Raw genomic sequence first — 21,187 nt, forward strand, 5'->3', positions numbered from 1 at the left:
GCGAGCCCCCCGCCTCCTCGGCGGGGGGCTCGCGCACGTCCGGGGAGCGCAAACGGGGGCGGGAATTCCGCGTGCATCGCGCGCCGCGGCCAAATAGTGTATGCGGCATGATCGAGCTGCAGGGGCTGACCAAGCGGTACGGCGACAAGACCGCGGTGGACGACCTCACCTTCACGGTGCGGCCGGGGGTGGTCACCGGCTTCCTCGGCCCCAACGGGGCAGGGAAGTCGACGACGATGCGCATGATGCTGGACCTGGACAATCCGTCCAGCGGCAGCATCCGCATCGACGGCAAGCACTACCGCGAGCTCCACGAACCGCTCAAACACATCGGGGCGTTGCTGGAGGCCAAGGCCATCCACGGTGGTCGCACGGCCCACAACCACCTGCTGTGCCTGGCGCAGTCCAACCGCATCCCGGCCCGCCGGGTCGACGAGGTGCTGGAGATCGTCGGTCTCGCCCCCGTCGCGAAGAAGCGCTCCAAGGGCTTCTCCCTGGGCATGGGCCAGCGCCTCGGCATCGCCGCGGCGCTGCTCGGCGACCCCGAGATCCTGATGTTCGACGAGCCGGTCAACGGACTGGACCCGGAGGGCATCCACTGGATCCGCAACCTGATGAAGGGGCTGGCCGCCCAGGGCCGCACGATCTTCGTCTCCAGCCACCTCATGAGCGAGATGGCGCTGACCGCCGAGCACCTGATCGTGATCGGTCGCGGGAAGCTGATGGCGGACACGACGATGGCGGACTTCATCGCCGAGAACTCCCGCTCCTACGTGCGCGTCCGCACCCCGGAACCGGAGAAGTTCAAGGACGCGCTGGCCGCCGCGTCGATCACCGCCGTGATCGGCGACGAGGGCGCCTTCGAGATCGAGGGTGCGGAATCCGCCAAGATCGGCGAACTGGCCGCCCGCAACCAGCTGGTGCTGCACGAGCTCAGCCCCCAGCAGGCCTCGCTGGAGCAGGCCTTCATGCAACTCACCGCCGAGTCGGTGGAGTACCACGCCGGTGGGCCCGCGGCGGAGCACGGCGAGGCCGCCGCTCCCGCACCCCAGTGGGGCTCCGCCTGGAACACCAGCGCCGGAAAGGAAGCCTGACATGGCAGCGACCACCGCTGTTCTGCAGTCGGAGTGGACCAAGGTCAGGACCGTCCGGTCGACCGTGTGGACGCTGGCGTCGGCCGCCGTCCTGACCATCGTCATCAGCGGTCTGTTCTGCCTGCTCTTCCGTACCCAGTGGGACACCATCGAAGAGGGTGCGCGCGCCCAGTTCGACGCCACCAGCCAGAGCCTGTCCGGTCTCTTCCTCGGTCAGCTCGCGCTGATCACCTTCGGCGTGCTGATCATCTCCAGCGAGTACAGCACGGGCATGATCCGGGCCTCGCTCTCGGCGGTGCCGCAGCGCGCGACCTTCTACCTCTCCAAGGTCGCCGTCGCCGCCGGCATCACCTTCGTCCTCGGGGTGATCGTCAGCTTCGTCTCCTTCTTCATCGGCCAGGCCATCCTCGGCGGTGACCTCGCCACCTCGATCAGCGACCCCGGTGTGCTGCGCGCGGTCTTCGGGGCCGGCCTCTACATGACGCTGATGGTGCTCTTCGCGGTCGGCGTCGCGACGATGCTGCGCAGCCCGCTGGTCTCGCTGGGCATCCTCATCCCCTTCTTCTTCCTGATCTCCGGGATCCTCTCGGCCGTGCCGGGCGCCAAGGAGGTGGCCCGGTACTTCCCGGACCAGGCCGGCAGCAAGATCATGCGGGCCACGATCGCCCCGGACGACCCCGCCCCGTACAGCGCGTGGGGCGGACTCGGCATCATGGCGCTGTGGGTGATCGTCGTACTGATCGGCGGCTACGCGCTGCTGAAGAAGCGGGACGCCTGACCGCACCGGGACGTTTCGGGCCTCACGGGGCGGGAACCGATCCCGCCCCGCTAGCCTCCTGATACTCACGGGGGCGAGCGCCGCCCCGCGGACTGTTCGTCGAGGGGCGGAGCATGATCGAGGCAGTCGGCCTCACCAAGACCTACGGCAGCAAGACGGCCGTCCACAACCTGTCGTTCCAGGTGCGGCCCGGCATGGTGACCGGCTTCCTGGGGCCCAACGGCTCCGGGAAGTCGACCACGATGCGGATGATCCTGGGCCTGGACACCCCGACCGCGGGACAGGTGACCATCGGCGGCCGGCCGTTCCGCCAGTTGCCCAACGCCCCGCGCCGGGTGGGCGCGCTGCTGGACGCCAAGGCCGTGCACGGCGGGCGCAGCGCGCGCCAGCACCTCCTGTGCCTGGCCCAGTTGTCCGGGATCCCGGCCCGCCGGGTGGACGAGGTGCTGGGCGTCGTGGGCCTTCAGGACGTCGCGGGCCGGCGCTCCAAGGGGTTCTCCCTGGGCATGGGGCAGCGCCTCGGCATCGCTGCGGCGCTGCTGGGCGACCCGGAGGTGCTGCTCTTCGACGAACCGGTCAACGGGCTGGACCCGGAGGGCATCCACTGGGTGCGCCACCTGATGCGCAAGCTGGCCTCTGAGGGCCGTACCGTCTTCGTCTCCTCGCACCTGATGAGCGAGATGGCGCTGACCGCCGACCACCTGATCGTGATCGGCCGCGGCCAGTTGCTGGCCGACACGAGCGTCAAGGACTTCATCGCCGGCAACTCCACCGGCTTCGCGATGGTCCGCACCCCGGACGTGGCCGCGGACCGCGAGAAGCTGGCGAAGGCGCTGACCGGCGCGGGCGCGCAGGTGCAGCAGGAGCAGGACGGCGCACTGCGCGTGACCGGTCTGGAACTGCCGCGGATCAGCGACCTCGCGTACGAGGCCGAGGTGCGGCTGTGGGAGCTCTCCCCCCACCAGGCCTCGCTCGAGGAGGCCTACATGCGCCTCACCAACGGCGCCGTGGACTACCGCTCCACGGCCGACCCCCGGCAGGGCCTGCAACAGCCCGCCAGTGCGCCGGTGCCCGGTGGCTGGGGCATGCCGCCGCAGGGCCCGTGGCCGCAGCCCGGCCCGCAGCCCGTCCCCCCGCAGCCGCCGTACGGGTACGGCTACGGGCACCCGCAGCCCCCGGTGCAGCCGTACGGACCGCCGGTGCCGCCCGGTCCCGGCGCGGCACCGGGCGCGTCCCCGAACCCCTACGCGCAGCCGCCGGTTCCGCCCGGTGCGTCCGTGCCACCGGCCGTGCCCGCGGCGCCGGCCGTGCCGCCCGCCCCGCCCGCCCCGCAGCCGACCCAGCCCGTCGAGGACGCCCGATGACCGCCCCCGTCCACATCCCGGCCCCGCAGTTCTCCTCCGCCGTCCCGGTGGAGCGGACCCACCTCGGCCACGCGCTGAGGTCCGAGTGGACCAAGATCCGCACGGTGCGCTCCACGATCTGGACGCTCGGCGTCATGCTGGTGCTGATCCTCGGGATCAACCTGCTGATCGTCGGCCTGTCCTCGTCCGACATCGTCACCGACCCGGTGCTCGGCTTCGGCCTGTTCGGGGTGCTCCTCGGCCAGCTCTGCGTCATGACGCTCGGCGTGCTGGTGATCAGCTCCGAGTACGGCACCGGCATGATCCGCACGACCCTGACCGCCTGCCCGCAGCGCGGCCGGGTGCTCGCCGCGAAGGCGATCGTCTTCTTCGCGCTGACCTTCACCGTCACCACCGTGGCCTGCGCGCTGACCGCGCTGATGAACTACGCCACCTTCGGCGGCAAGCCGGTGGGCGAGGGTTCCTTCCTCGGCCCCCGGCTGGTCGTCGAGGACGGCTTCACCACCGCCAGCGGCAGCCAGTGGCTCGGGGCCACCGTCGGCGTCGGCCTCTACGTGGCCCTGCTCGGGCTGCTCTCGCTGGCCGTGGGCGCGCTCCTGCGGCACTCCGCCGGCGCGATCACCACGATGATGGGCGTGGTCCTGCTGCCGCTGATCATCGCGATCTTCATGCAGTCGGACGGCCTGCACACGGTGCAGGAGAAGCTGATCGAGTACTCCTCCCCCAACGCCATCGCGTCGCTCTACCAGATGCCGATGCTGGAGAACGGGGACGCCGACGGCGTGCGCCAGTTGATCGTACTCGCGATCGTCACGGCCGTCGCCCTGGGCGCGGCCTACGCGGCGCTCGCCAAGCGCGACGTCTGACCCGGGTCACCGGGCTTCCGCTCCCCGCTCAGTACCTGGGGGCGTTGCGGGACCGCTGGAGCCGTGCGCCCCGGCGGTCCCTCGCGTTCCAGCAGGCGGTGTGCCAGTGGCGCCGGTCCTCCACGCCGCCGTACTCGGGCCAGGCCACCAAGTGGCCCACGCCCGGCGGGATCTCCTGGTCGCAGCCGGGGCAGCGGTAGTGCTTGCCGCCGGTGCTCCCGGCCAGTTGGCGGACGCTCCACTGCTCGCCCCGCCAGCTCTCCACGCGCTCCGGACCGCGGCCCGGTCCGGCCTCGGGAGGCTCCTCGGCTCTGCCGGCGGCGCCTCGCGGGCGGTTTCGGCGCGGGGACACGGGCACACACCTCATGCGTTCGGGGGACTCGGACCGCTTCCCAGCGTACGCGTAGCGCGCACCGTGCCGGGTACCCGATCGGACATCCCCCATTCCGGCCATCATCTGGAAAATCATGAAATCGCGGCGGCCGGGCCGTGCCTTTGGCACGTGTCAGGCGTTAATGCCGGTAGGGGAGCCGTGTCGGGCCACCGAGGAAGGTGTGAAGCACGATGCGTGTCGGTACTTTCGTCCTCGCCGCCCAGTTCCCGGGGCAGGGACCGGGGGAGGCACTGCACCGCGCGGTGCGGACCGCGGAGGCGGCGGAGAAGGCCGGGCTGGACTCCGTATGGCTGGCGGAGCACCACTTCGTGCCGTACGGCGTGTGCCCGTCGGCCGTGACGCTCGCCGCGCTGCTGCTGGGCAGGACGCGCCGGATCGGGATCGGGACGGCCGTGAGCGTGCTGCCGACCGCGCATCCCGTGGCACTCGGGGAGCAGGCGGCGCTGCTGCACATCACCTCGGGCGGCCGTTTCACGCTGGGCGTGGGCCGCGGCGGTCCCTGGGTGGACCTGGAGGTCTTCGGCGCCGGACTCGCCGCCTTCGAGAGCGGTTTCCCCGAGTCGCTGGACCTGCTGCTGCGTTGGCTGCGCGAGCCCCGCGTGGGGGCCTCGGGTGAACGATTCGCCTTCCGCGAGGTCGATGTCGTGCCGCGGGCGGACGAGTTCGAGGCGCCCGGCGGGCCGCCGGTCGTCGTCGCCTGCACCTCGCCGGGCAGCGTCCGGCTCGCGGCGCGCAGGGGTCTGCCGATGCTGCTCGGCATGCACTGCGGCGACGAGGACAAAACTGCCATGGTCGCAATGTGGCAGGCGGAGGCGCGCGATGCGGGGCTTTCACCCGAAATGGTGGCCGCCGCGGAACACGTCTCGGCGGGCGTCGTGCAGATCGCGGACCGCCGCGCGGACGCCGTGGAGACCCTCACCAAGGCGATGCCCGGCTGGCTCCAGCGGGGCCTCGCCGCGCACCGCACGGTCGACGGCCGGCCCCGGACGATGCGCGATCCGCTCGCCTACACCGAACTCCTCTGCGATCTCCACCCGGTGGGCCCGCCGGCGCTGTGCGCCGACCGTCTGGCCGCCACCGCCGAGCGGACCGGCATCCGCCGCTTCGCCCTGCTGGTCGAGGGCTCCGGCGATCTCGCGGCCACCGAGGAGAACGTGGCGCGGCTCGGTGGCGAAGTGCTCCCGCAATTGGCCTGATTGAAACATCAAAGAGCAGTGGTGCGACCAACGGCGGGAGCACCCTGCCCGGTTCAGCAGTCCCGCAGCTCCGGGGACTGGTTCAGCAGCTGTGCGCGTACGGAGGTGAAGGTGGCGTAACGCTCGTCGACCGCCGGGTCCAGCGGGAACACCGCGACCCGGTGGCAGTTCTGGAACGCCAGCCGGACCCCGAAGTGCCGCTGCAGGGCCCCCCGTATCGCGTCACTCGCCAGGGCGCGGAGCAGCTGACCGCGCGCGTGCTCGTCCGGCGGGGGTACCTGGTTGTCGGCGAACTGGCCGCCGTCCACCTTGAGTTGTGCCGCCAGAGAGCTGATCATGTCCCATGCGTAAGGCAGGGAAGTCCGGACGCAGTCGACGAACTCCCGTTCGTCGACCTCGCCTCGCTCGGCCTGTTCGAGGAGGGCCGGTGAGACGTCGAGCGACATGAGTACTCCTCTCGTGACCCCCCTGTCCGAGGAGTCAGACGGACTACGGAGAGAAGCCGCCCAGAGTTCTCCCGCGCGACGGCCTCCACCCACAACCGTAGGCGGAGAGGTCCCACGACACTAGGCGGGAGCGCTCACAACAGGCCATTTTCCGACCGCGCCCGGTAGCGAGTAACGTTGCCGACCATGCGTCTCGTCATCGCCCGTTGCTCCGTGGACTACGCGGGCCGGCTCTCCGCCCATCTGCCGTCGGCGACCAGGCTGCTCCTGGTCAAGGCCGACGGCAGTGTCTCCGTCCACGCCGACGACCGTGCCTACAAGCCGCTGAACTGGATGTCGCCGCCCTGCACGCTCAAGGAGGGCGAGGACGGGGTCTGGACGGTCACCAACAAGGCCGGCGAGCAGCTGATCATCACCATCGAGGAAGTGCTGCACGACTCCACCCACGAACTCGGCGTCGACCCCGGCCTGATCAAGGACGGCGTCGAGGCCCACCTCCAGGAGTTGCTGGCCGACCGCATGGAGGTGCTCGGCGAGGGGTGGAGCCTGGTACGCCGCGAGTACCCGACCGCCATCGGCCCGGTGGACATCCTGTGCCGGGACGCGTCCGGCACGACCGTCGCGATCGAGATCAAGCGCCGCGGCGAGATCGACGGCGTCGAGCAGCTCACCCGCTACCTCGAACTCCTCAACCGGGACCCCCTGCTGGCGCCCGTGAAGGGCGTCTTCGCGGCCCAGGAGATCAAGCCGCAGGCGCGGGTCCTCGCCACGGACCGCGGCATCGACTGCGTCGTCCTCGACTACGACGCGCTGCGCGGCATCGAGGACGACAAGCTCCGCCTCTTCTGAGGGACGCCGTCCTCGCCCCGCCGGACGGTGGGGCGAGGACGGCGCGCGGCCCGGGCGGGCGCACCGGGCACCGGCCGACGGGCCGCGCCTCGTCAGGCGATCGTGCCGGAGGCGTCCGGGACGCCGGGCAGATCGGTGCCGGTCGCGGAACCGTCGGGAGCGCTCGCGCTGGCCGTGGTGCCGCCGTCGTCGGTGCCGCCGTCGGTTCCGGTCTCGGTCGGGGTGGGTGTGGGAGTGCCCGAATCCGACGGGGACGGGCTTCCGGTCGAACCGCCGTCCGTCGTGCCGCCGTCGGTCGGGTCGCCCGAGCCGCCGGAGTGGCTGCCGCCCGTGTTCCCTCCCCCGGTCTGGTTGCCGCCCGTGCCACCGCCGTGCGAGCCACCGCCGGAGCCGCCGCCGGCCGCGCCGCCGCCCGTCGAGGAGCCGCCGCCGTCCCCGCCGTCGGTGCCGCCGGAGCCGCCGGAGCCGCCACCGGACACGGACCCGGCACCGCCGGTGCCGGCCGCCGGCGTGGTCGCGGTGTCGCTGCCGCTCGCGGAGGGCCGGGGCCGCTGGCTGGAGCCGGGGCTCGGGATGTCCTCGGCCGGGAGGCCGTCGTCCGCGTTGTCCTCCTGTGCGGTCTCGACCGGCTTCACGTTCATGGGGGTGTTCTGGTCGCCCCCGGAGGCCGTCGTGCCGAGGGTGACGACGGTGCCGAGCACGGCGGCCAGCAGGGCCCCCGCACCGGCGGCGGCGAGGTTGCGGCGCGAGCCGGTCAGGACGCGGCGCGGGGCGGTGGCCGCCGCGGCCAGGCCCTTGCCGATGATCGTCGTCGGCGCCTCGGACATGTCGGTGCCCGTCGCCGGGGTCTCGACGCCCGCGAGGCCCGTGCCGGGCACAGGACCGCCCTCCCGGTCCACGACGAGCGCGAGGGTCCGCCGCCCCACCGTGGTGCCCTGGCGGTCCGCCAGGGCGCCGCGCAGGGCTATCGAGGCCTCCAGCTCGCTGCGGGCCCGGTCCAGGTTGCCCGTGCACAGCGCCAGGACGCCGAGTTCGTGGAGGAAGTACGCCTCCTCGGCCACCTCCCCGGCGAGCCGGGCGGCCTCCTGGCCGACGCGCAGCGCACGCTCCCACGCGCTCCAGTGCATGGCGGCGGCGAGGACGGGCGCCACCGTACGGGCCAGGAGCACCGCGGCGCTGGCATGGCCGCCGTCGCGGGCGGCGCCGAGGGCGGCCAGGATGGCCTCCGCCTCGGCGGCGACGCGCCGCGGGGTGACCGAGGGGTGCCCGGCCCACCAGGCGTAGTGCTGCGCGGCGGCCAGCGCCTGCGGGGAGCCCTCGGCGGCGGCCTCGGCCGCGAGACCGTCCACGAGGGCGAGTTGCCGGGCCACGCCCGCCGCGAGGCGGTGGTGCGCGGCGACGGGCACGGCGAGCCCGACGGCCACGATCTCGCCGAGCGCGGCGTCGCCGTGGGTCTCGCCGACGAGTGCCGGAAGGTGCGACTGGTGCGGGCACTCGCCACCCAGGGCCACGGCGAAGCGCAGGGCCTCCTGGGCCGAGGCGCCGAGGCGGGAGGCGAGCAGGGCGGCCGGGGCGGCGCTCTCGGCGAGCGAGGGCAGCGGCACGTGCGAGGCCGACGCGGCCGGGTCGGCGCCGAAGGGCGCGTCGACGGGGAGTCCGTCGGCCTCGACGTCACCCCACACCGACTCGTCGGCCGCGAGGATCTCCGCCCCGAGGGCGTCGCGCTGCCGCAGCAGTGCGCCGGCCTGGACGAAGCGCAGCGGCAGACCCTCGGACTCGAACCACAGGTCCGCCGCCCAGGCGGTCTCGTCCTCCTCCAGGGGGCGGCCGGCGGAGAGCTCCAGCAGTTCCAGGCAGGCGACCCGGGTCAGTCCGGGGAGGAAGACCTCCTCGACCAGGGAGTCGGTGGCGGGGGCCGGCACGTCGGGCGTGGCCGACAGGACGAAGGCGCACTCGGGCGCCGCCGCGAGCAGTTCCTCCAGGGAGGCACCGCCGAACTCCAGGTCGTCCAGGACGACGACCGCGCCGACGTTGCGCAGCAGCTCCAGCAACCGGCCGCGGTCGGGGCGGTGGTCATCGGCGTCGTAGACGGTGCCGAACAGTTCCTGCAGCAGGTCGCTGGGGGTCCGCCGGTAGCCGGAGAGCCGGATCACGCCGTCGGGGGCGAGGTCCTCGCAGGCCTCGGCGACGACGTCGAGCAGCACGCTGCGGCCGGCGCCGGAGGGCCCGGTGACGCGCACCGAGCGGCCCCGGGAGAGCAGCCGCACCAGGCGCTCGCGTTCCTCCTCCCGCTCCAGCAGCGGAAGCTCGGGAGCGCGCGGCCCCGGCGGCACCGACGGCCGGGCGGCGGCGGTCAGCGCGGCGCGTCCCTCCGCCGTACGCCGTACGGGTGCGGGCAGGTCGGCGGGGGCGAGGGAGCTGACCTCGCTGCCGTCGACGGGGTTGAGGGTCAGCTTGCAGTCGCCCACGACGAGTTCGACGACGCGTGGCGCGTCGCCGTCCGCCGTGCCCGCCCCGACCTCGAGGGCGAGCGGTTCGCGCGGCGGCCGGCCGGGACGCGGGACCGGCAGGGTGCCGTCCTCCGCGCCGACGGCGGGCGGCAGCTCGGCCGGGCTCGTGGAGTCCTGTAGTGCGCCGTACTCGTCACCGGTCATGTCGGGTCCGTGTGGGTCCATTAGTCTCCGCCCCCCATGTGCGTCGCAGCGGGGCCCCACCGGGCCCGCGGTTCCGCCGTTGGACCGGTCCGGCTCCCCTCCTCGGCGTACGGGGTTGAGGCACGCCGGAACCGAACCCTAAACCTTCCCACAGTATGTGCGAAGCCCAGGGCGGCCATGCCGCCCTTGCGCCCGAATCTGTCCGGGGTTGCCGCTTCCGTGGCGGCGCGCCCGGTCGGTGCCCTAGGTCCGCGGCAGTGCTTCTGCCGCGATTCCCCCCTCGATGACCAGGATGCGGTGCAGCCTCGTGGCGACCAGCAGGCGCTGCATCTGCGCGGGCACGCCCCGCAGGACGAGGCGCCGGTCCGCCCGGCCGCAGCGGCGGTGCGCCCCCATGATGACCCCCAGGCCCGTCGCGTCCCACGAGTCGAGTTCGGTCAGGTCGAGCACGAGGTCGCCGTGGCCGCCGTCCACCGCGCTGTGCAGGACCTTGCGGGCGTCCGCCGCGGTGCGGACGTCGAGGCGGCCCCCGACGACCAGCTCGGCGTGATCGCCCCTGATGTGCATTACGCCTCCCCGTGGAGTGAATGGGTGGAAACTGCCGTGGTTCTACGTAACTGACGGTCCGTCGTACGAAGAGGTTGCCGTCTGTGAGCGAACCGATACCGAATTCACCCTTGCGAGTGACAGGAGGGGTCCGAGGGGCCCAGCCCGCCGGTCGTCCGCACCGGGCCGGGCCCTTCTGGTTGACGCTCCGTCAGTACCGGTAGAAGCCCTCGCCGCTCTTGCGGCCGAGCGCGCCCGCGTCCACCATGCGCCGCATGAGCTCCGGCGGGGCGAACTTCTCGTCCTGGGACTCGGTGTAGATGTTGTCGGCGGCGTGCAGCAGGATGTCGACCCCGGTGAGGTCGGCGGTCGCCAGCGGGCCCATCGCGTGGCCGAAGCCGAGCTTGCAGGCGACGTCGATGTCCTCCGCCGTGGCGACGCCCGACTCGTAGAGCTTGGTGGCCTCGACGACCAGCGCCGCGATCAGCCGGGTGGTGACGAAGCCGGCCACGTCCCGGTTGACCACGATGGTCGTCTTGCCGATCTCCTCGGCGAAGGCCTTGGCGCGCGCCAGGGTCTCGTCGCCGGTCTTGTAGCCGCGGACCAGCTCGCACAGCTGCATGAGCGGCACCGGCGAGAAGAAGTGGGTGCCGACCACGCTCTCCGGGCGCTCCGTCACCGCCGCGATCTTGGTGATCGGGATGGCGGAGGTGTTGGAGGCCAGCACCGCGTCCGCCTTGGCGATCTTGTCGAGGGCGCGGAAGATCTCCTGCTTGACCTCGATCTTCTCGAAGACGGCCTCGACGACGATGTCGGCGTCGGCGGCCGCGTCCAGGTCGGTGGTGGTGGTGATGCGCGCGAGCGCGGCGTCCGCGTCCTCGGCGGTGAGCCTGCCCTTGGCGACGAACTTCCCGTAGGACGCCTCGATCCCGCCCTTGCCGCGGGCCAGCGCCTCGTCCGTGATGTCACGCAGGACGACCTCGTAGCCCGCCTGTGCGGACACCTGCGCGATGCCGGAGCCCATCAGGCCGGCTCCGATGACGGCGAGCTTCTTCGCCACGGCACACACCAATCTTCTCGATGCTGTTGCCGGGACCTTAACGCCGCTTCACAACGGAGCGCAGCAGGAAGAGAGGCGGGTCACCCTGTGTCCTTCGTCGCACAGTTGAGGGCCCCGGCGCCCAGTTGCTGCCGCTGCGCGTCCAGTTTGACCGGGACCGCCCCCGGAGTCTGCTTCCGCCGCCCCCGGCCGCGGGCCCGCCACCGGGCGCGCCCGGGGCGCGGCCTGACTACGCTCGACACATGGTCAATCTGACGCGCATCTACACGCGGACCGGGGACGACGGCACCACCGCCCTCGGCGACATGAGCCGCACCGCCAAGACCGACAGCCGCATCTCGGCCTACGCGGACGCCAACGAGGCCAACGCGGCGATCGGTGTGGCCCTCGCGCTCGGCGCGCTCCCGCAGGAGGTCGCGTCCGTCCTCGTACGGGTCCAGAACGACCTCTTCGACGTCGGCGCCGACCTTGCGACGCCGGTCGTGCCCGACCCCAAGTACCCGCCGCTGCGCGTCGAGCAGTCCTACGTGGACCGGCTGGAGGCGGACTGCGACCGCTTCCTGGAGGAGCTGGAGAAGCTGCGCAGCTTCATCCTGCCCGGCGGCACCCCGGGCGCCGCGCTGCTCCACCAGGCGTGCACGGTCGTCCGGCGCGCCGAGCGCTCCACGTGGACCGCGCTGGAGGAGCACGGCGAGACGATGAACCCGCTCACCGCCACCTACCTCAACCGGCTGTCCGACCTGCTGTTCATCCTGGCCCGGACGGCCAACAAGGAGGTCGGCGACGTGCTGTGGGTGCCCGGCGAGAACCGCTGACCGACCGCGCCCGCCGGCCGCGACGACGCGGAGGGCCGGCCTCGCCCGCTCAGGTACGCGGACGGACGGCCGGCTCCCGCTTGGGCCACAGCGTGTAGCTCGCCGCGATGACGGCGTGGATCCCCGCCGTCACCGCCATCCGCCCCTGCCACTCCCCCAGGGCCGCCGTGCGCGAGGCGTCCGCCACAAGCCACACGGCCAGCTGCAGCAGCGCCGCGGCGACGGCGGCGGACACCGCGGTACGGCCGAGCAGCCGCCACTCGTGCACGGCCCGGGCCCGGCCGTACTTCGGCGCCGGCGGCGGCTTCGGCCCGCCCGCGAAACGGTGCGCGAACCGGGCGTCGGCCCAGCGGACGACGGAGTGGCCGTAGCCGGCCGAGAAGCCGACGTAGACGGCGGCCAGACCGTGCCGGGCGGCGGCATCGCCGCCGTCGCGCAGGTCGGCCACGGCGGCGGCGAGCAGCACCAGGTCCACCAGGGGCACGCACAGCAGCAGTGCCGCACCCGTCCGGGGCCGGCGCAGCAGGTAGCGCACGGCGAGCCCGGCGCCGAGCAGCACCCAGAAGGCGATCTCGCACGCGATGATCAGCGTCACCAACATGCCGCAAGGCTCCCCCACCGCCCCGCGGGAGGCGTCGTCGGCGCTGATGAGACCCGGCTGCAACCTTCGGTGTAGGCGCCGGCTCCGCCCCCGGGCGGACGCGCGCCGTCCGCGCCGCGTGCTGGGATGGGCCCATGACGACCACCGCCGCCCGGCGCCCGCACCGCGACGACGTGCTGATCGCCGTGGCGGGGCTCGCCGGGGGCCTCACGATGTGGGCGTTCGGGCTGTACACCTACTCCGGGAACCATCCGGCGGGCAACCGTCCCTGGCTGCCCCTGCTGCCGCTGGCGATCATGGCCGGATGCGAGCTGCTGCGCCGGACCGCGCCCGGCGCCGCGATCGCCGTCGGCGTCCTCGCCTTCTGCGCGGACTTCGTGATCGGCTCGCTGCTGGTGACCGTGCTGATGTTCACCGACCTGGTGTACGCCGCAGTCCTGTACGGGCCGAAGCGGCTGGCCCGGGTCGTCCCGGTCGGCAGCGTGCTCGGCACGGCGGCCCTCACCGCCACCGCCGTGGCGGTGCACCCGGTCGCCGAGTCCCTGCTCATCGGTGTGGTCGGCGCCCTGGTCTCGGTGGCCCCCGCCTCGACGGGCGCGATCGTACGGCGGCACCGCGACGAGGCCGCCCACGAACGGCTGCGCGCGGAGCAGACCGCGCTCCTGGCCGAGCTGGACCGCCGGGAGGCGGTGGGCCGCGAGCGGGCCCGGATGGCCCGCGAACTGCACGACATGGTGGCGGGCCACCTCTCCGCGATCGCCGTCCACTCCACCGCCGCGCTGTCCCTGGACCGCCAGGAGGGCCCGGCCCGCCAGGCACTGGCGGTCATCCGGCAGAACAGCGTGGAGGGCCTGTCCGAGATGCGCCGGCTGATCGGGCTGCTGCGCGACTCGGCGGGCGAGGAGGGGGAGCCGGCCGCCGTCCCGCGGCTGGCCGGTCTGGACGTGCTCCTGCGGCAGATGCGCGCGGCGGCCCCGCACTCGGCCTTCGTGCTGCGCGACGCGCGCCCCGAGGGTGCCGCCACGCTGCCCGCGCCGGTGGAGCTGGCGGCCTACCGGATCGTGCAGGAGTCCTTGACCAACGTCCTGAAGCACGCGTCGCCGGGCGAGGTGCCCGTCATTCTGGAGCAGGACGGCATGGCCCTGACGGTGACCGTGGCGAGCCCCTGCCGGAACGGCGCCGCCGCGCACCGGCCGGGCCCCCGGGCCCCCGGCTCCGGCAGCGGGCTGATCGGCATGCGGGAGCGCACCGAGTTGCTGGGCGGCACCTTCGAGGCGGGCCGGGAGGGCACGACGTGGCGGGTACGGGCGGTACTGCCCATGGAGGGGAGCGCATGATCCGGGTGGTGGTCGCCGAGGACCAGTCCGCCGTACGCGCGGGACTGGTGCTCATCCTGGGTTCGGTGCCCGACATCGAGGTGGTCGGCGAGGCGGCCGACGGGGAAGCCGCGGTCCGCCTCGCCCGCGAGCTGCGTCCCGACGTGATCCTCATGGACCTCCAGATGCCCCGGCTGGACGGGGTCTCCGCCACCCGGGAGGTCGTCGCGGAGGGACTCGCCGACGTGCTCGTCCTCACCACGTTCGACCTGGACGAGTACGTCTTCGGGGCGCTGCGCGCGGGCGCCGCGGGATTCCTCCTGAAGGACACCGAGGCGGACCTGCTGATCGAGGGCGTACGGCTGGTGGCCCGCGGCGAGGGGATGATCGCGCCCGCGGTGACCCGCCGGCTGATCGGCGAGTTCGCCCGCCCGCGGCCGCGTCCGGCCGCCGACCACGCCGCCCTCGGCACGCTGACGCCCCGGGAGCGCGAGGTGCTGGTCTGCGTGGGCCAGGGCCTGTCCAACGCGGAGATCGCGGCACACCTGGAGATGGCGGAGGCCACGGCGAAGACGCACGTCAGCCGCATGCTGGCCAAGCTGGAGCTGCGCAGCCGCGTGCAGGCAGCGGTGCTCGCGCAGGAGTTGGGGCTGTCGGTACGACCGTAGGACCGCGCAGGACCGGACGGCGCCTGTCAGGCGACGTTCACCCCGCCCCGGACTTCGTCCTGGGGGACCCGCAGCCGGGAGGGCCGAAGCGGACTGCTAGGCGACGTTCACCCGCTGCCCCGGAGGGGCGGCCTCGAGCCAGGCGAGGAAGCCGGTGAGGGCGTCGTCGCTCATGGCGAGTTCCAGACGGGTGCCGCGGTGCTCGCAGACCAGGATGACGGCGTCGGAGAGGAGCGCCAGCTCCTCCTGCCCCTCCGGGAGGCGCCGGTGCAGCACCTCGATGGCGGAGCGCTCCAGCACCCGGCGCGGCCGGGGCGCGTAGGAGAAGACCCGGAACCACTCGATCCGGTCACCGCTGTAGCGGGCGACGCCGTAGGCCCAGCCCTTGCCCGAGGGCTCACCGGCAGCGGTGGGCGACATCCGCAGGCTGCAGTCGAAGGTGCCGCCGGGCCGCTGGATCAGCCGGCGCCGCAGCCCGAAGATGAACAGCCCCAGCAGCGCAAGCGCCACCAGGGCCCCGCACACCTGAAAAGCGAGGATCACGCCCACCGACCTCCTCGCTCCGTGTCACGAATAGGGATACTGCAGCCGCGGGACACCCTCACGGGCCTCCCGCGGCTCATGGCCCAGTGGGCCGGGTGCTCAGCGCGACCCGCTGGTCGCGGCGATCAGCCGGACCTCGGCCCGTCGCTCGCCGGCGGCGTCGGCGTCGGCCTTCGCGCGCTCCAGGGCCCGCTCCGCACGCTGGACGTCGATCTCCTCGGCGAGCTCGGCGATCTCCGCCAGCACCGAGAGCTTGTTGTCCGCGAAGGAGATGAAGCCTCCGTGCACCGCCGCGACGACGGTGCCGCCCTCGCCGGTGCGGATGGTCACCGGGCCGGACTGGAGCACTCCCAGCAGCGGCTCGTGGTTCGGCATGACGCCGATGTCGCCGGACTCGGTGCGTGCGACGACAAGTGTGGCCGCGCCGGACCAGACGTTGCGGTCCGCTGCGACCAGCTCGACGTGCAGCTCAGCCAAGATGGCTCCTCGGGTCGGCACCCGCCGCCGTCCGGCGGGTGCATAAAACAAAGGATAACGGGGGTGCGGCAAGGGGGCGGACACAGGGTCCGCCCCCTGCCACGGTGAGCCGTCGGGCTACGGGTGTCAGCTGACGCCGAGCTCGCGGGCGTTGCGCTCGAGGTCCTCGATGCCACCGCACATGAAGAACGCCTGCTCAGGGAAGTGGTCGTACTTTCCGTCGGCGATGGCGTTGAACGCGGAGATCGACTCCTCCAGCGGGACGTCCGAGCCGTCCACACCGGTGAACTGCTTCGCCGCGTGGGTGTTCTGCGACAGGAAGCGCTCGATGCGGCGGGCGCGGTGGACGGTGAGCTTGTCCTCCTCGCCCAGCTCGTCGATACCGAGGATCGCGATGATGTCCTGGAGGTCCTTGTACTTCTGCAGGATCCCCTTGACGCGCATGGCGCACTCGTAGTGGTCCGCCGCGATGTAGCGGGGGTCCAGGATGCGGGACGTCGAGTCCAGCGGGTCGACCGCCGGGTAGATGCCCTTCTCCGAGATCGGACGCGACAGAACGGTCGTCGCGTCCAGGTGGGCGAAGGTGGTCGCCGGCGCCGGGTCGGTCAGGTCGTCCGCGGGGACGTAGATCGCCTGCATCGAGGTGATCGAGTGACCACGGGTCGAGGTGATGCGCTCCTGGAGGAGGCCCATCTCGTCCGCGAGGTTCGGCTGGTAACCCACCGCGGAGGGCATGCGGCCGAGCAGCGTGGAGACCTCGGAGCCGGCCTGGGTGAAGCGGAAGATGTTGTCGATGAAGAACAGCACGTCCTGCTTCTGCACATCGCGGAAGTACTCCGCCATGGTCAGACCGGCCAGCGCCACACGGAGACGGGTGCCCGGGGGCTCGTCCATCTGACCGAAGACCAGCGCGGTCTTGTCGAGGACCTCCGACTCCTCCATCTCCTGGATGAGGTCGTTGCCCTCACGGGTGCGCTCGCCGACGCCGGCGAACACGGAAACGCCCTCGTGCAGCTTCGCCACACGCATGATCATTTCCTGGATGAGGACGGTCTTGCCGACACCGGCGCCGCCGAACAGGCCGATCTTGCCGCCCTTGACGTACGGGGTCAGCAGGTCGACGACCTTCAGGCCGGTCTCGAACATCTCGGTCTTCGACTCGAGGTCCTCGAACTTCGGGGCCTTGCGGTGGATCGCCCAGCGCTCGCCGACGTTGGCGTTCTCCTCGGGCAGGTTCAGCACCTCACCGAGGGTGTTGAACACCTTGCCCTTGGTGAAGTCGCCGACCGGGACGGTGATGCCCGTGCCCGTGTCGGTCACCACGGACTGGCGGACCAGGCCGTCGGTGGGCTGCATGGAGATGGCGCGGACCAGGCCGTCACCCAGGTGCTGGGCGACCTCGAGGGTCAGCGTCTTCTTCTTGCCGTCCTCGGCCGGGTCGGCGACCTCGACGTGGAGGGCGTTGTAGATCTCCGGCATGGCGTCGACGGGGAACTCCACGTCGACGACCGGGCCGATGACCCGGGCGACGCGGCCCGTGGCAGCGGCCGTCTCAACAGTGGTGGTCATGTTTAGTCACTCCCCGCAGACGCGTCGGCCAGGGCGCTGGAGCCACCGACGATCTCGCTGATTTCCTGGGTGATTTCGGCCTGGCGGGCCTGGTTGGCAAGCCGCGTGAGCGTCTTGATGAGCTCCTCGGCGTTGTCGGTCGCCGACTTCATCGCGCGGCGGCGGGCGGCGTGCTCGGAAGCGGCACCCTGCAGCAGCGCGTTGAAGATCCGGCTCTCGACGTACCGCGGCAGCAGCGCGTCCAGGACGCCCTCCGCCGACGGCTCGAAGTCGTACAGGGGGAGGATCTCCCCCTCCTTGCGGGCCTCGCCACCGGTGGCGTCGTCCAGGGACAGCGGCAGCAGCCGCCTCTCCACCGGCGCCTGCGTCAGCATCGACACGAACTCCGTGAAGACGATGTGCAGTTCGTCGACGCCGCCCTCGGCCGTGTCCTTGAGGACCTGGTCGATCAGCGGGTCGGCCACGGACTTGGCGTCCGCGTAGGCCGGCTTGTCGGTGAACCCGGTCCACGAGCCGGCGATCGGGCGCTCACGGAAGCCGTAGTACGCCACGCCCTTGCGGCCGATGATGTAGTGCACGACCTCCTTGCCCTCCGCGCGCAGCCGCTCGGTGAGCCGGTCGGCAGCCTTGATCGCGTTGGACGAGTAGCCGCCGGCCAGACCGCGGTCGCTCGTGACGAGCAGCACCGCGGCACGGGTCGGGTTCTCGGCCTCGGTGGTCAGCGGGTGGTTCGTGTTGGAACCGGTCGCGACCGCCGCGACGGCCCGGGTGAGCTCGTCGGCGTACGGGGACGATGCCGCGACCTGGCGCTGGGCCTTGACGATCCGGGACGCGGAGATCATCTCCATCGCCTTCGTGATCTTCTTCGTCGCGGTGACGGTCTTGATGCGGCGCTTGTATACCCGAAGCTGGGCGCCCATGCTCAGCCCTCACCCAGCAGCTTGCCGTCCGAGGTCTCGAACTGCTTCTTGAACTCCGCGACCGCGTCGGTCAGGGCCTCGACGGTGTCGTCGCCGAGCTTGCCGGTCTCGGCGATGCTCAGCAGCAGGTCCTTCTTCTCGCGGCGGAGGTAGTCCAGCAGCTCGCGCTCGAAGCGGCGGATGTCCTCGACCGGGACGTCGTCCAGTTTGCCGGTGGTGCCGGCCCAGATGGAGACGACCTGGTCCTCGATCGGGAACGGGGCGTACTGGCCCTGCTTCAGCAGCTCGACCATGCGCTTGCCGCGCTCCAGCTGCGCCTTGGAGGCCGCGTCCAGGTCGGAACCGAAGGCGGCGAACGCCTCGAGCTCGCGGTACTGGGCGAGGTCCACGCGCAGGCGGCCGGCGACCGACTTCATGGCCTTGATCTGCGCCGAGCCACCGACTCGGGAGACCGAGATACCGACGTTCAGCGCCGGGCGCTGGCCCGCGTTGAACAGGTCGGACTCCAGGAAGCACTGGCCGTCGGTGATGGAGATGACGTTGGTCGGGATGAACGCCGACACGTCGTTGGCCTTGGTCTCGACGACCGGCAGACCGGTCATCGAGCCGGCGCCCAGCTCGTCGGAGAGCTTGGCGCAGCGCTCCAGCAGACGGGAGTGCAGGTAGAAGACGTCACCCGGGTAGGCCTCACGACCCGGCGGGCGGCGCAGCAGCAGGGACACGGCGCGGTAGGCGTCGGCCTGCTTGCTCAGGTCGTCGAAGACGATCAGGACGTGCTTGCCCTGGTACATCCAGTGCTGGCCGATGGCCGAGCCGGTGTACGGGGCGAGGTACTTGAAGCCGGCCGGGTCGGACGCCGGAGCCGCGACGATCGTCGTGTACTCCAGGGCGCCTGCCTCCTCCAGCGAGGCGCGCACGCCCGCGATGGTGGAGCCCTTCTGGCCGATGGCGACGTAGATGCAGCGGACCTGCTTCTTCGGGTCGCCGGAACGCCAGTTGTCGCGCTGGTTGATGATCGTGTCGATCGCCAGGGCGGTCTTGCCGGTCTGGCGGTCGCCGATGATCAGCTGGCGCTGGCCGCGGCCGATCGGGGTCATCGCGTCGACGGCCTTGAGGCCGGTCTGCATCGGCTCGTGCACGGACTTACGGGCCATGACGCCGGGAGCCTGGAGCTCCAGGGCGCGGCGGCCGTCGGTCTCGATCTCGCCGAGGCCGTCGATCGGGTTGCCGAGCGGGTCGACGACGCGACCCAGGTATCCCTCGCCGACCGCGACGGAGAGCACCTCACCGGTGCGGCGCACCGGCTGGCCCTCCTCGATGCCGCTGAACTCGCCGAGGACGATCGCACCGATCTCGCGCTCCTCGAGGTTGAGGGCGAGACCGAGGGTGCCGTCCTCGAACTTCAGCAACTCGTTCGCCATGGCCGAGGGCAGACCCTCGACCTTCGCGATACCGTCGCCGGCCAGGCTGACCGTTCCGACCTCCTCGCGCGAGGCCGCGTCCGGCTGGTACGACTGGACAAAGTTCTCCAGCGCGTCCCGGATCTCCTCCGGCCGGATCGTGAGCTCCGCCATCTGGGTTCCCTGCTCTCCTTGTTGGGCCCGAAGTATTCGCTACGGCCCAACTCGGGCCGCTGATACTGCTCTTTGAGTTGGTGGCTGGTTCAGCCGGCCATCCGCCGGCTCGCCTCTTCGAGGCGGTCCGCGATGGTCCCGTCGATGACCTCGTCGCCGACCCGAACCGAGATGCCGCCGCGGACCGCGGGGTCCACGTCCAGGTTCAGGTGCACCTGCCGGCCGTAGATCGTGGCCAGCGCGGCACCGAGGCGCTGCTTCTGCCGGTCGCTCAGCGGCACCGCCGAGACCACGACCGCGACCGTGCGGTCACGGCGCGTCGCCGCCAGCTTGGACAGGGCGTCGATCCCTGCCTCCAGGCTACGGCCTCGCGGCTGGGTCACGAGACGGACCACGATCCGCTCGGTGACCGCGTTGACACGGCCGTCCAGCAGCGAGTGCAGCAGGGTCGTCTTGGCCTGGGTGCTCGCGGCGCGGTCGGTCAGCGCCGCCCGCAGCTCGCTGCTGCCGGAGACGATGCGGCCGAAGCGGAACAGCTCGTCCTCGACGCCGTCGAGGTGACCCGCCCGCTCCGCGGCGACCAGGTCGGCGCTGTAGGCAAGCTCCTCCAGCGCGTCGGCGAGATCGCGCGACTGCGACCAGCGGCTGCGGACCATGCCCGAGACCAGGTCGGACGTCTCGCCGCCGATCTGCCCGCCGAGGACCGCCTGCGCCAGGCCCGCCTTGGCCTCACCCGGCTGGGCCGGGTCGGTCAAGGCGCGGCGCAGCGAACCCTCGCGGTCGAGCAGCCCCGTGACGGCGGCCAGCTCCTCGGCGAGCTTCGCCGCGTCGACGGACGTGCTGTCCGTCAGTGCGTCGAGGCGCTCGCGCGCGGTGGCCAGTGCCTCGCGGCTCGCTCCGTTCATCGCGCGGCCTCGGCCTTCTCCTCGAGCTCGTCGAGGAAGCGGTCGATCACGCGGCTCTGACGGGCGGTGTCCTCGAGGGACTCACCGACGATCTTGCCGGCCAGGTCGGTGGCGAGCTTGCCGACGTCCTGGCGCAGGGCGTGCGCGGCGGACCGGCGGTCGGCCTCGATCTGGGCGTGGCCGGCCGCGATGATCTCCTCGCGCTGCCGCTGGCCTTCCGCACGCATCTCGGCGATGAGCGCGGCGCCCTGCTCCTGCGCCTCCTGGCGCAGACGCGCGGCCTCGTGGCGGGCCTCGGCGAGCGACTGCTTGTACTCCTCGAGGGTCCGCTGAGCCTCGGCCTGTGCGGCCTCGGCCTTCTCCATGCCGCCCTCGATGGCCTCGCGACGCTCGTCCAGAACCTTGTTGATGTTCGGGAGCAGCTTCTTTGCGAGGAAGAAGAAGACGATGGCGAAGGCGATGAGACCGATGACGAGCTCTGGGATCGGCGGGATGAGGGGGTTCTCCGCCTCCTCGGCCGCCAGCTGTGCCAGGGCGTTCACATCAGTGCCT

22 protein-coding genes are annotated in these 21,187 nt (G+C 72.1%); 9 read left to right on the forward strand and 13 right to left on the reverse strand.

Translation table 11 applies throughout. The features are described 5' to 3' along the window. The first annotated feature begins 107 nt into the window (after window positions 1–107). The 4 genes from ABZ479_RS32310 (at window position 108) to ABZ479_RS32325 (ending at window position 4,102) form a co-directional block, all read left to right on the forward strand. Window positions 108–1,094 carry an ABC transporter ATP-binding protein gene (locus ABZ479_RS32310; protein WP_500464872.1) on the forward strand — a complete coding sequence of 329 codons (987 nt, stop codon included), beginning with the start codon at window positions 108–110 and terminating at the stop codon, window positions 1,092–1,094. A gap of 1 nt (window position 1,095) precedes the next feature. Further along, window positions 1,096–1,872 (forward strand): ABC transporter permease, encoded by a 777-nt coding sequence (locus ABZ479_RS32315; protein WP_500464873.1) that lies wholly within the window; start codon window positions 1,096–1,098, stop codon window positions 1,870–1,872. A gap of 113 nt (window positions 1,873–1,985) precedes the next feature. Further along, window positions 1,986–3,236: an ABC transporter ATP-binding protein gene (locus ABZ479_RS32320; RefSeq protein WP_500464874.1), complete on the forward strand. Its 1,251-nt coding sequence runs from the start codon at window positions 1,986–1,988 to the stop codon at window positions 3,234–3,236. Then, window positions 3,233–4,102, forward strand: a complete 870-nt coding sequence (locus tag ABZ479_RS32325) for an ABC transporter permease (protein ID WP_500464875.1) — start codon at window positions 3,233–3,235, stop codon at window positions 4,100–4,102. The genes ABZ479_RS32320 and ABZ479_RS32325 overlap by 4 nt, the downstream gene beginning before the upstream one ends. 28 nt (window positions 4,103–4,130) lie before the next feature. Here ABZ479_RS32325 and ABZ479_RS32330 read toward each other — a convergent pair whose 3' ends face one another. After that, window positions 4,131–4,454, reverse strand: a complete 324-nt coding sequence (locus ABZ479_RS32330) for an Rv1322 family protein (protein ID WP_500464876.1) — start codon at window positions 4,452–4,454, stop codon at window positions 4,131–4,133. 212 nt (window positions 4,455–4,666) lie between these two features. Here ABZ479_RS32330 and ABZ479_RS32335 point away from each other — a divergent pair, with 212 nt between their 5' ends. Next, window positions 4,667–5,692 (forward strand): LLM class flavin-dependent oxidoreductase, encoded by a 1,026-nt coding sequence (locus ABZ479_RS32335; protein ID WP_499602462.1) that lies wholly within the window; start codon window positions 4,667–4,669, stop codon window positions 5,690–5,692. Between the two features lie 53 nt (window positions 5,693–5,745). Here ABZ479_RS32335 and ABZ479_RS32340 read toward each other — a convergent pair whose 3' ends face one another. Continuing rightward, window positions 5,746–6,138 (reverse strand): SCO5389 family protein, encoded by a 393-nt coding sequence (locus ABZ479_RS32340; protein ID WP_499602463.1) that lies wholly within the window; start codon window positions 6,136–6,138, stop codon window positions 5,746–5,748. Between the two features lie 186 nt (window positions 6,139–6,324). On the opposite strand from ABZ479_RS32340, the gene nucS reads away from it, so the two are divergent. Further along, window positions 6,325–6,987 carry an endonuclease NucS gene (gene nucS / locus ABZ479_RS32345; protein WP_499602464.1) on the forward strand — a complete coding sequence of 221 codons (663 nt, stop codon included), beginning with the start codon at window positions 6,325–6,327 and terminating at the stop codon, window positions 6,985–6,987. A gap of 92 nt (window positions 6,988–7,079) precedes the next feature. Here the strand turns inward: nucS and ABZ479_RS32350 are convergent, their stop codons facing one another. The 3 genes from ABZ479_RS32350 to ABZ479_RS32360 all read right to left on the reverse strand — a co-directional run bounded on the left by ABZ479_RS32350 (window position 7,080) and on the right by ABZ479_RS32360 (window position 11,247). Next, a complete protein-coding gene (locus ABZ479_RS32350) occupies window positions 7,080–9,662 on the reverse strand; it encodes a P-loop NTPase family protein (RefSeq protein WP_500464877.1) in 2,583 nt (860 codons plus the stop codon). Between the two features lie 222 nt (window positions 9,663–9,884). Beyond that, window positions 9,885–10,208, reverse strand: coding sequence for an STAS domain-containing protein (locus ABZ479_RS32355; RefSeq protein ID WP_018563514.1), 324 nt, complete (start codon window positions 10,206–10,208; stop codon window positions 9,885–9,887). A gap of 190 nt (window positions 10,209–10,398) precedes the next feature. Then, window positions 10,399–11,247, reverse strand: a complete 849-nt coding sequence (locus ABZ479_RS32360) for a 3-hydroxyacyl-CoA dehydrogenase family protein (protein WP_499602466.1) — start codon at window positions 11,245–11,247, stop codon at window positions 10,399–10,401. A 242-nt stretch (window positions 11,248–11,489) separates the two neighbouring features. On the opposite strand from ABZ479_RS32360, the gene ABZ479_RS32365 reads away from it, so the two are divergent. Then, window positions 11,490–12,062 (forward strand): cob(I)yrinic acid a,c-diamide adenosyltransferase, encoded by a 573-nt coding sequence (locus ABZ479_RS32365; protein WP_499602468.1) that lies wholly within the window; start codon window positions 11,490–11,492, stop codon window positions 12,060–12,062. A gap of 49 nt (window positions 12,063–12,111) precedes the next feature. Here ABZ479_RS32365 and ABZ479_RS32370 read toward each other — a convergent pair whose 3' ends face one another. Further along, window positions 12,112–12,663: a hypothetical protein gene (locus ABZ479_RS32370; protein ID WP_500464878.1), complete on the reverse strand. Its 552-nt coding sequence runs from the start codon at window positions 12,661–12,663 to the stop codon at window positions 12,112–12,114. A 134-nt stretch (window positions 12,664–12,797) separates the two neighbouring features. Here ABZ479_RS32370 and ABZ479_RS32375 point away from each other — a divergent pair, with 134 nt between their 5' ends. Further along, on the forward strand, window positions 12,798–14,000 hold the full coding sequence (locus ABZ479_RS32375; protein ID WP_500464879.1) for a sensor histidine kinase: 1,203 nt from the start codon (window positions 12,798–12,800) through the stop codon (window positions 13,998–14,000). Further along, on the forward strand, window positions 13,997–14,647 hold the full coding sequence (locus tag ABZ479_RS32380) for a response regulator (protein ID WP_500464880.1): 651 nt from the start codon (window positions 13,997–13,999) through the stop codon (window positions 14,645–14,647). The genes ABZ479_RS32375 and ABZ479_RS32380 overlap by 4 nt, the downstream gene beginning before the upstream one ends. Window positions 14,648–14,743: 96 nt before the next feature. On the opposite strand, the gene ABZ479_RS32385 is transcribed toward ABZ479_RS32380, so the two are convergent. The 7 genes from ABZ479_RS32385 to ABZ479_RS32415 form a co-directional block, all read right to left on the reverse strand. Continuing rightward, window positions 14,744–15,190 carry a DUF2550 domain-containing protein gene (locus tag ABZ479_RS32385; RefSeq protein ID WP_500464881.1) on the reverse strand — a complete coding sequence of 149 codons (447 nt, stop codon included), beginning with the start codon at window positions 15,188–15,190 and terminating at the stop codon, window positions 14,744–14,746. A 99-nt stretch (window positions 15,191–15,289) separates the two neighbouring features. Then, a complete protein-coding gene (locus tag ABZ479_RS32390) occupies window positions 15,290–15,670 on the reverse strand; it encodes a F0F1 ATP synthase subunit epsilon (protein ID WP_499602756.1) in 381 nt (126 codons plus the stop codon). Between the two features lie 123 nt (window positions 15,671–15,793). Next, the gene (atpD, locus tag ABZ479_RS32395; protein ID WP_500464882.1) at window positions 15,794–17,236 is read right to left on the reverse strand and encodes a F0F1 ATP synthase subunit beta; all 1,443 of its coding nucleotides are present in this window, start codon (window positions 17,234–17,236) and stop codon (window positions 15,794–15,796) included. A gap of 2 nt (window positions 17,237–17,238) precedes the next feature. Further along, window positions 17,239–18,156, reverse strand: a complete 918-nt coding sequence (locus ABZ479_RS32400) for a F0F1 ATP synthase subunit gamma (RefSeq protein WP_499602478.1) — start codon at window positions 18,154–18,156, stop codon at window positions 17,239–17,241. Between the two features lie 2 nt (window positions 18,157–18,158). Further along, window positions 18,159–19,730, reverse strand: coding sequence for a F0F1 ATP synthase subunit alpha (atpA, locus tag ABZ479_RS32405; protein ID WP_499602481.1), 1,572 nt, complete (start codon window positions 19,728–19,730; stop codon window positions 18,159–18,161). An 89-nt stretch (window positions 19,731–19,819) separates the two neighbouring features. Further along, complete coding sequence (locus tag ABZ479_RS32410) at window positions 19,820–20,635, reverse strand: F0F1 ATP synthase subunit delta (protein WP_500464883.1); 816 nt, start codon at window positions 20,633–20,635, stop codon at window positions 19,820–19,822. Further along, on the reverse strand, window positions 20,632–21,177 hold the full coding sequence (locus ABZ479_RS32415) for a F0F1 ATP synthase subunit B (protein WP_499602484.1): 546 nt from the start codon (window positions 21,175–21,177) through the stop codon (window positions 20,632–20,634). The genes ABZ479_RS32410 and ABZ479_RS32415 overlap by 4 nt, the downstream gene beginning before the upstream one ends. Window positions 21,178–21,187 lie beyond the last annotated feature (10 nt).

The sequence above is a fragment of the Streptomyces sp. NPDC005722 genome (genome assembly GCF_040630935.1).
In the GTDB taxonomy this organism is placed as follows: domain Bacteria; phylum Actinomycetota; class Actinomycetes; order Streptomycetales; family Streptomycetaceae; genus Actinacidiphila.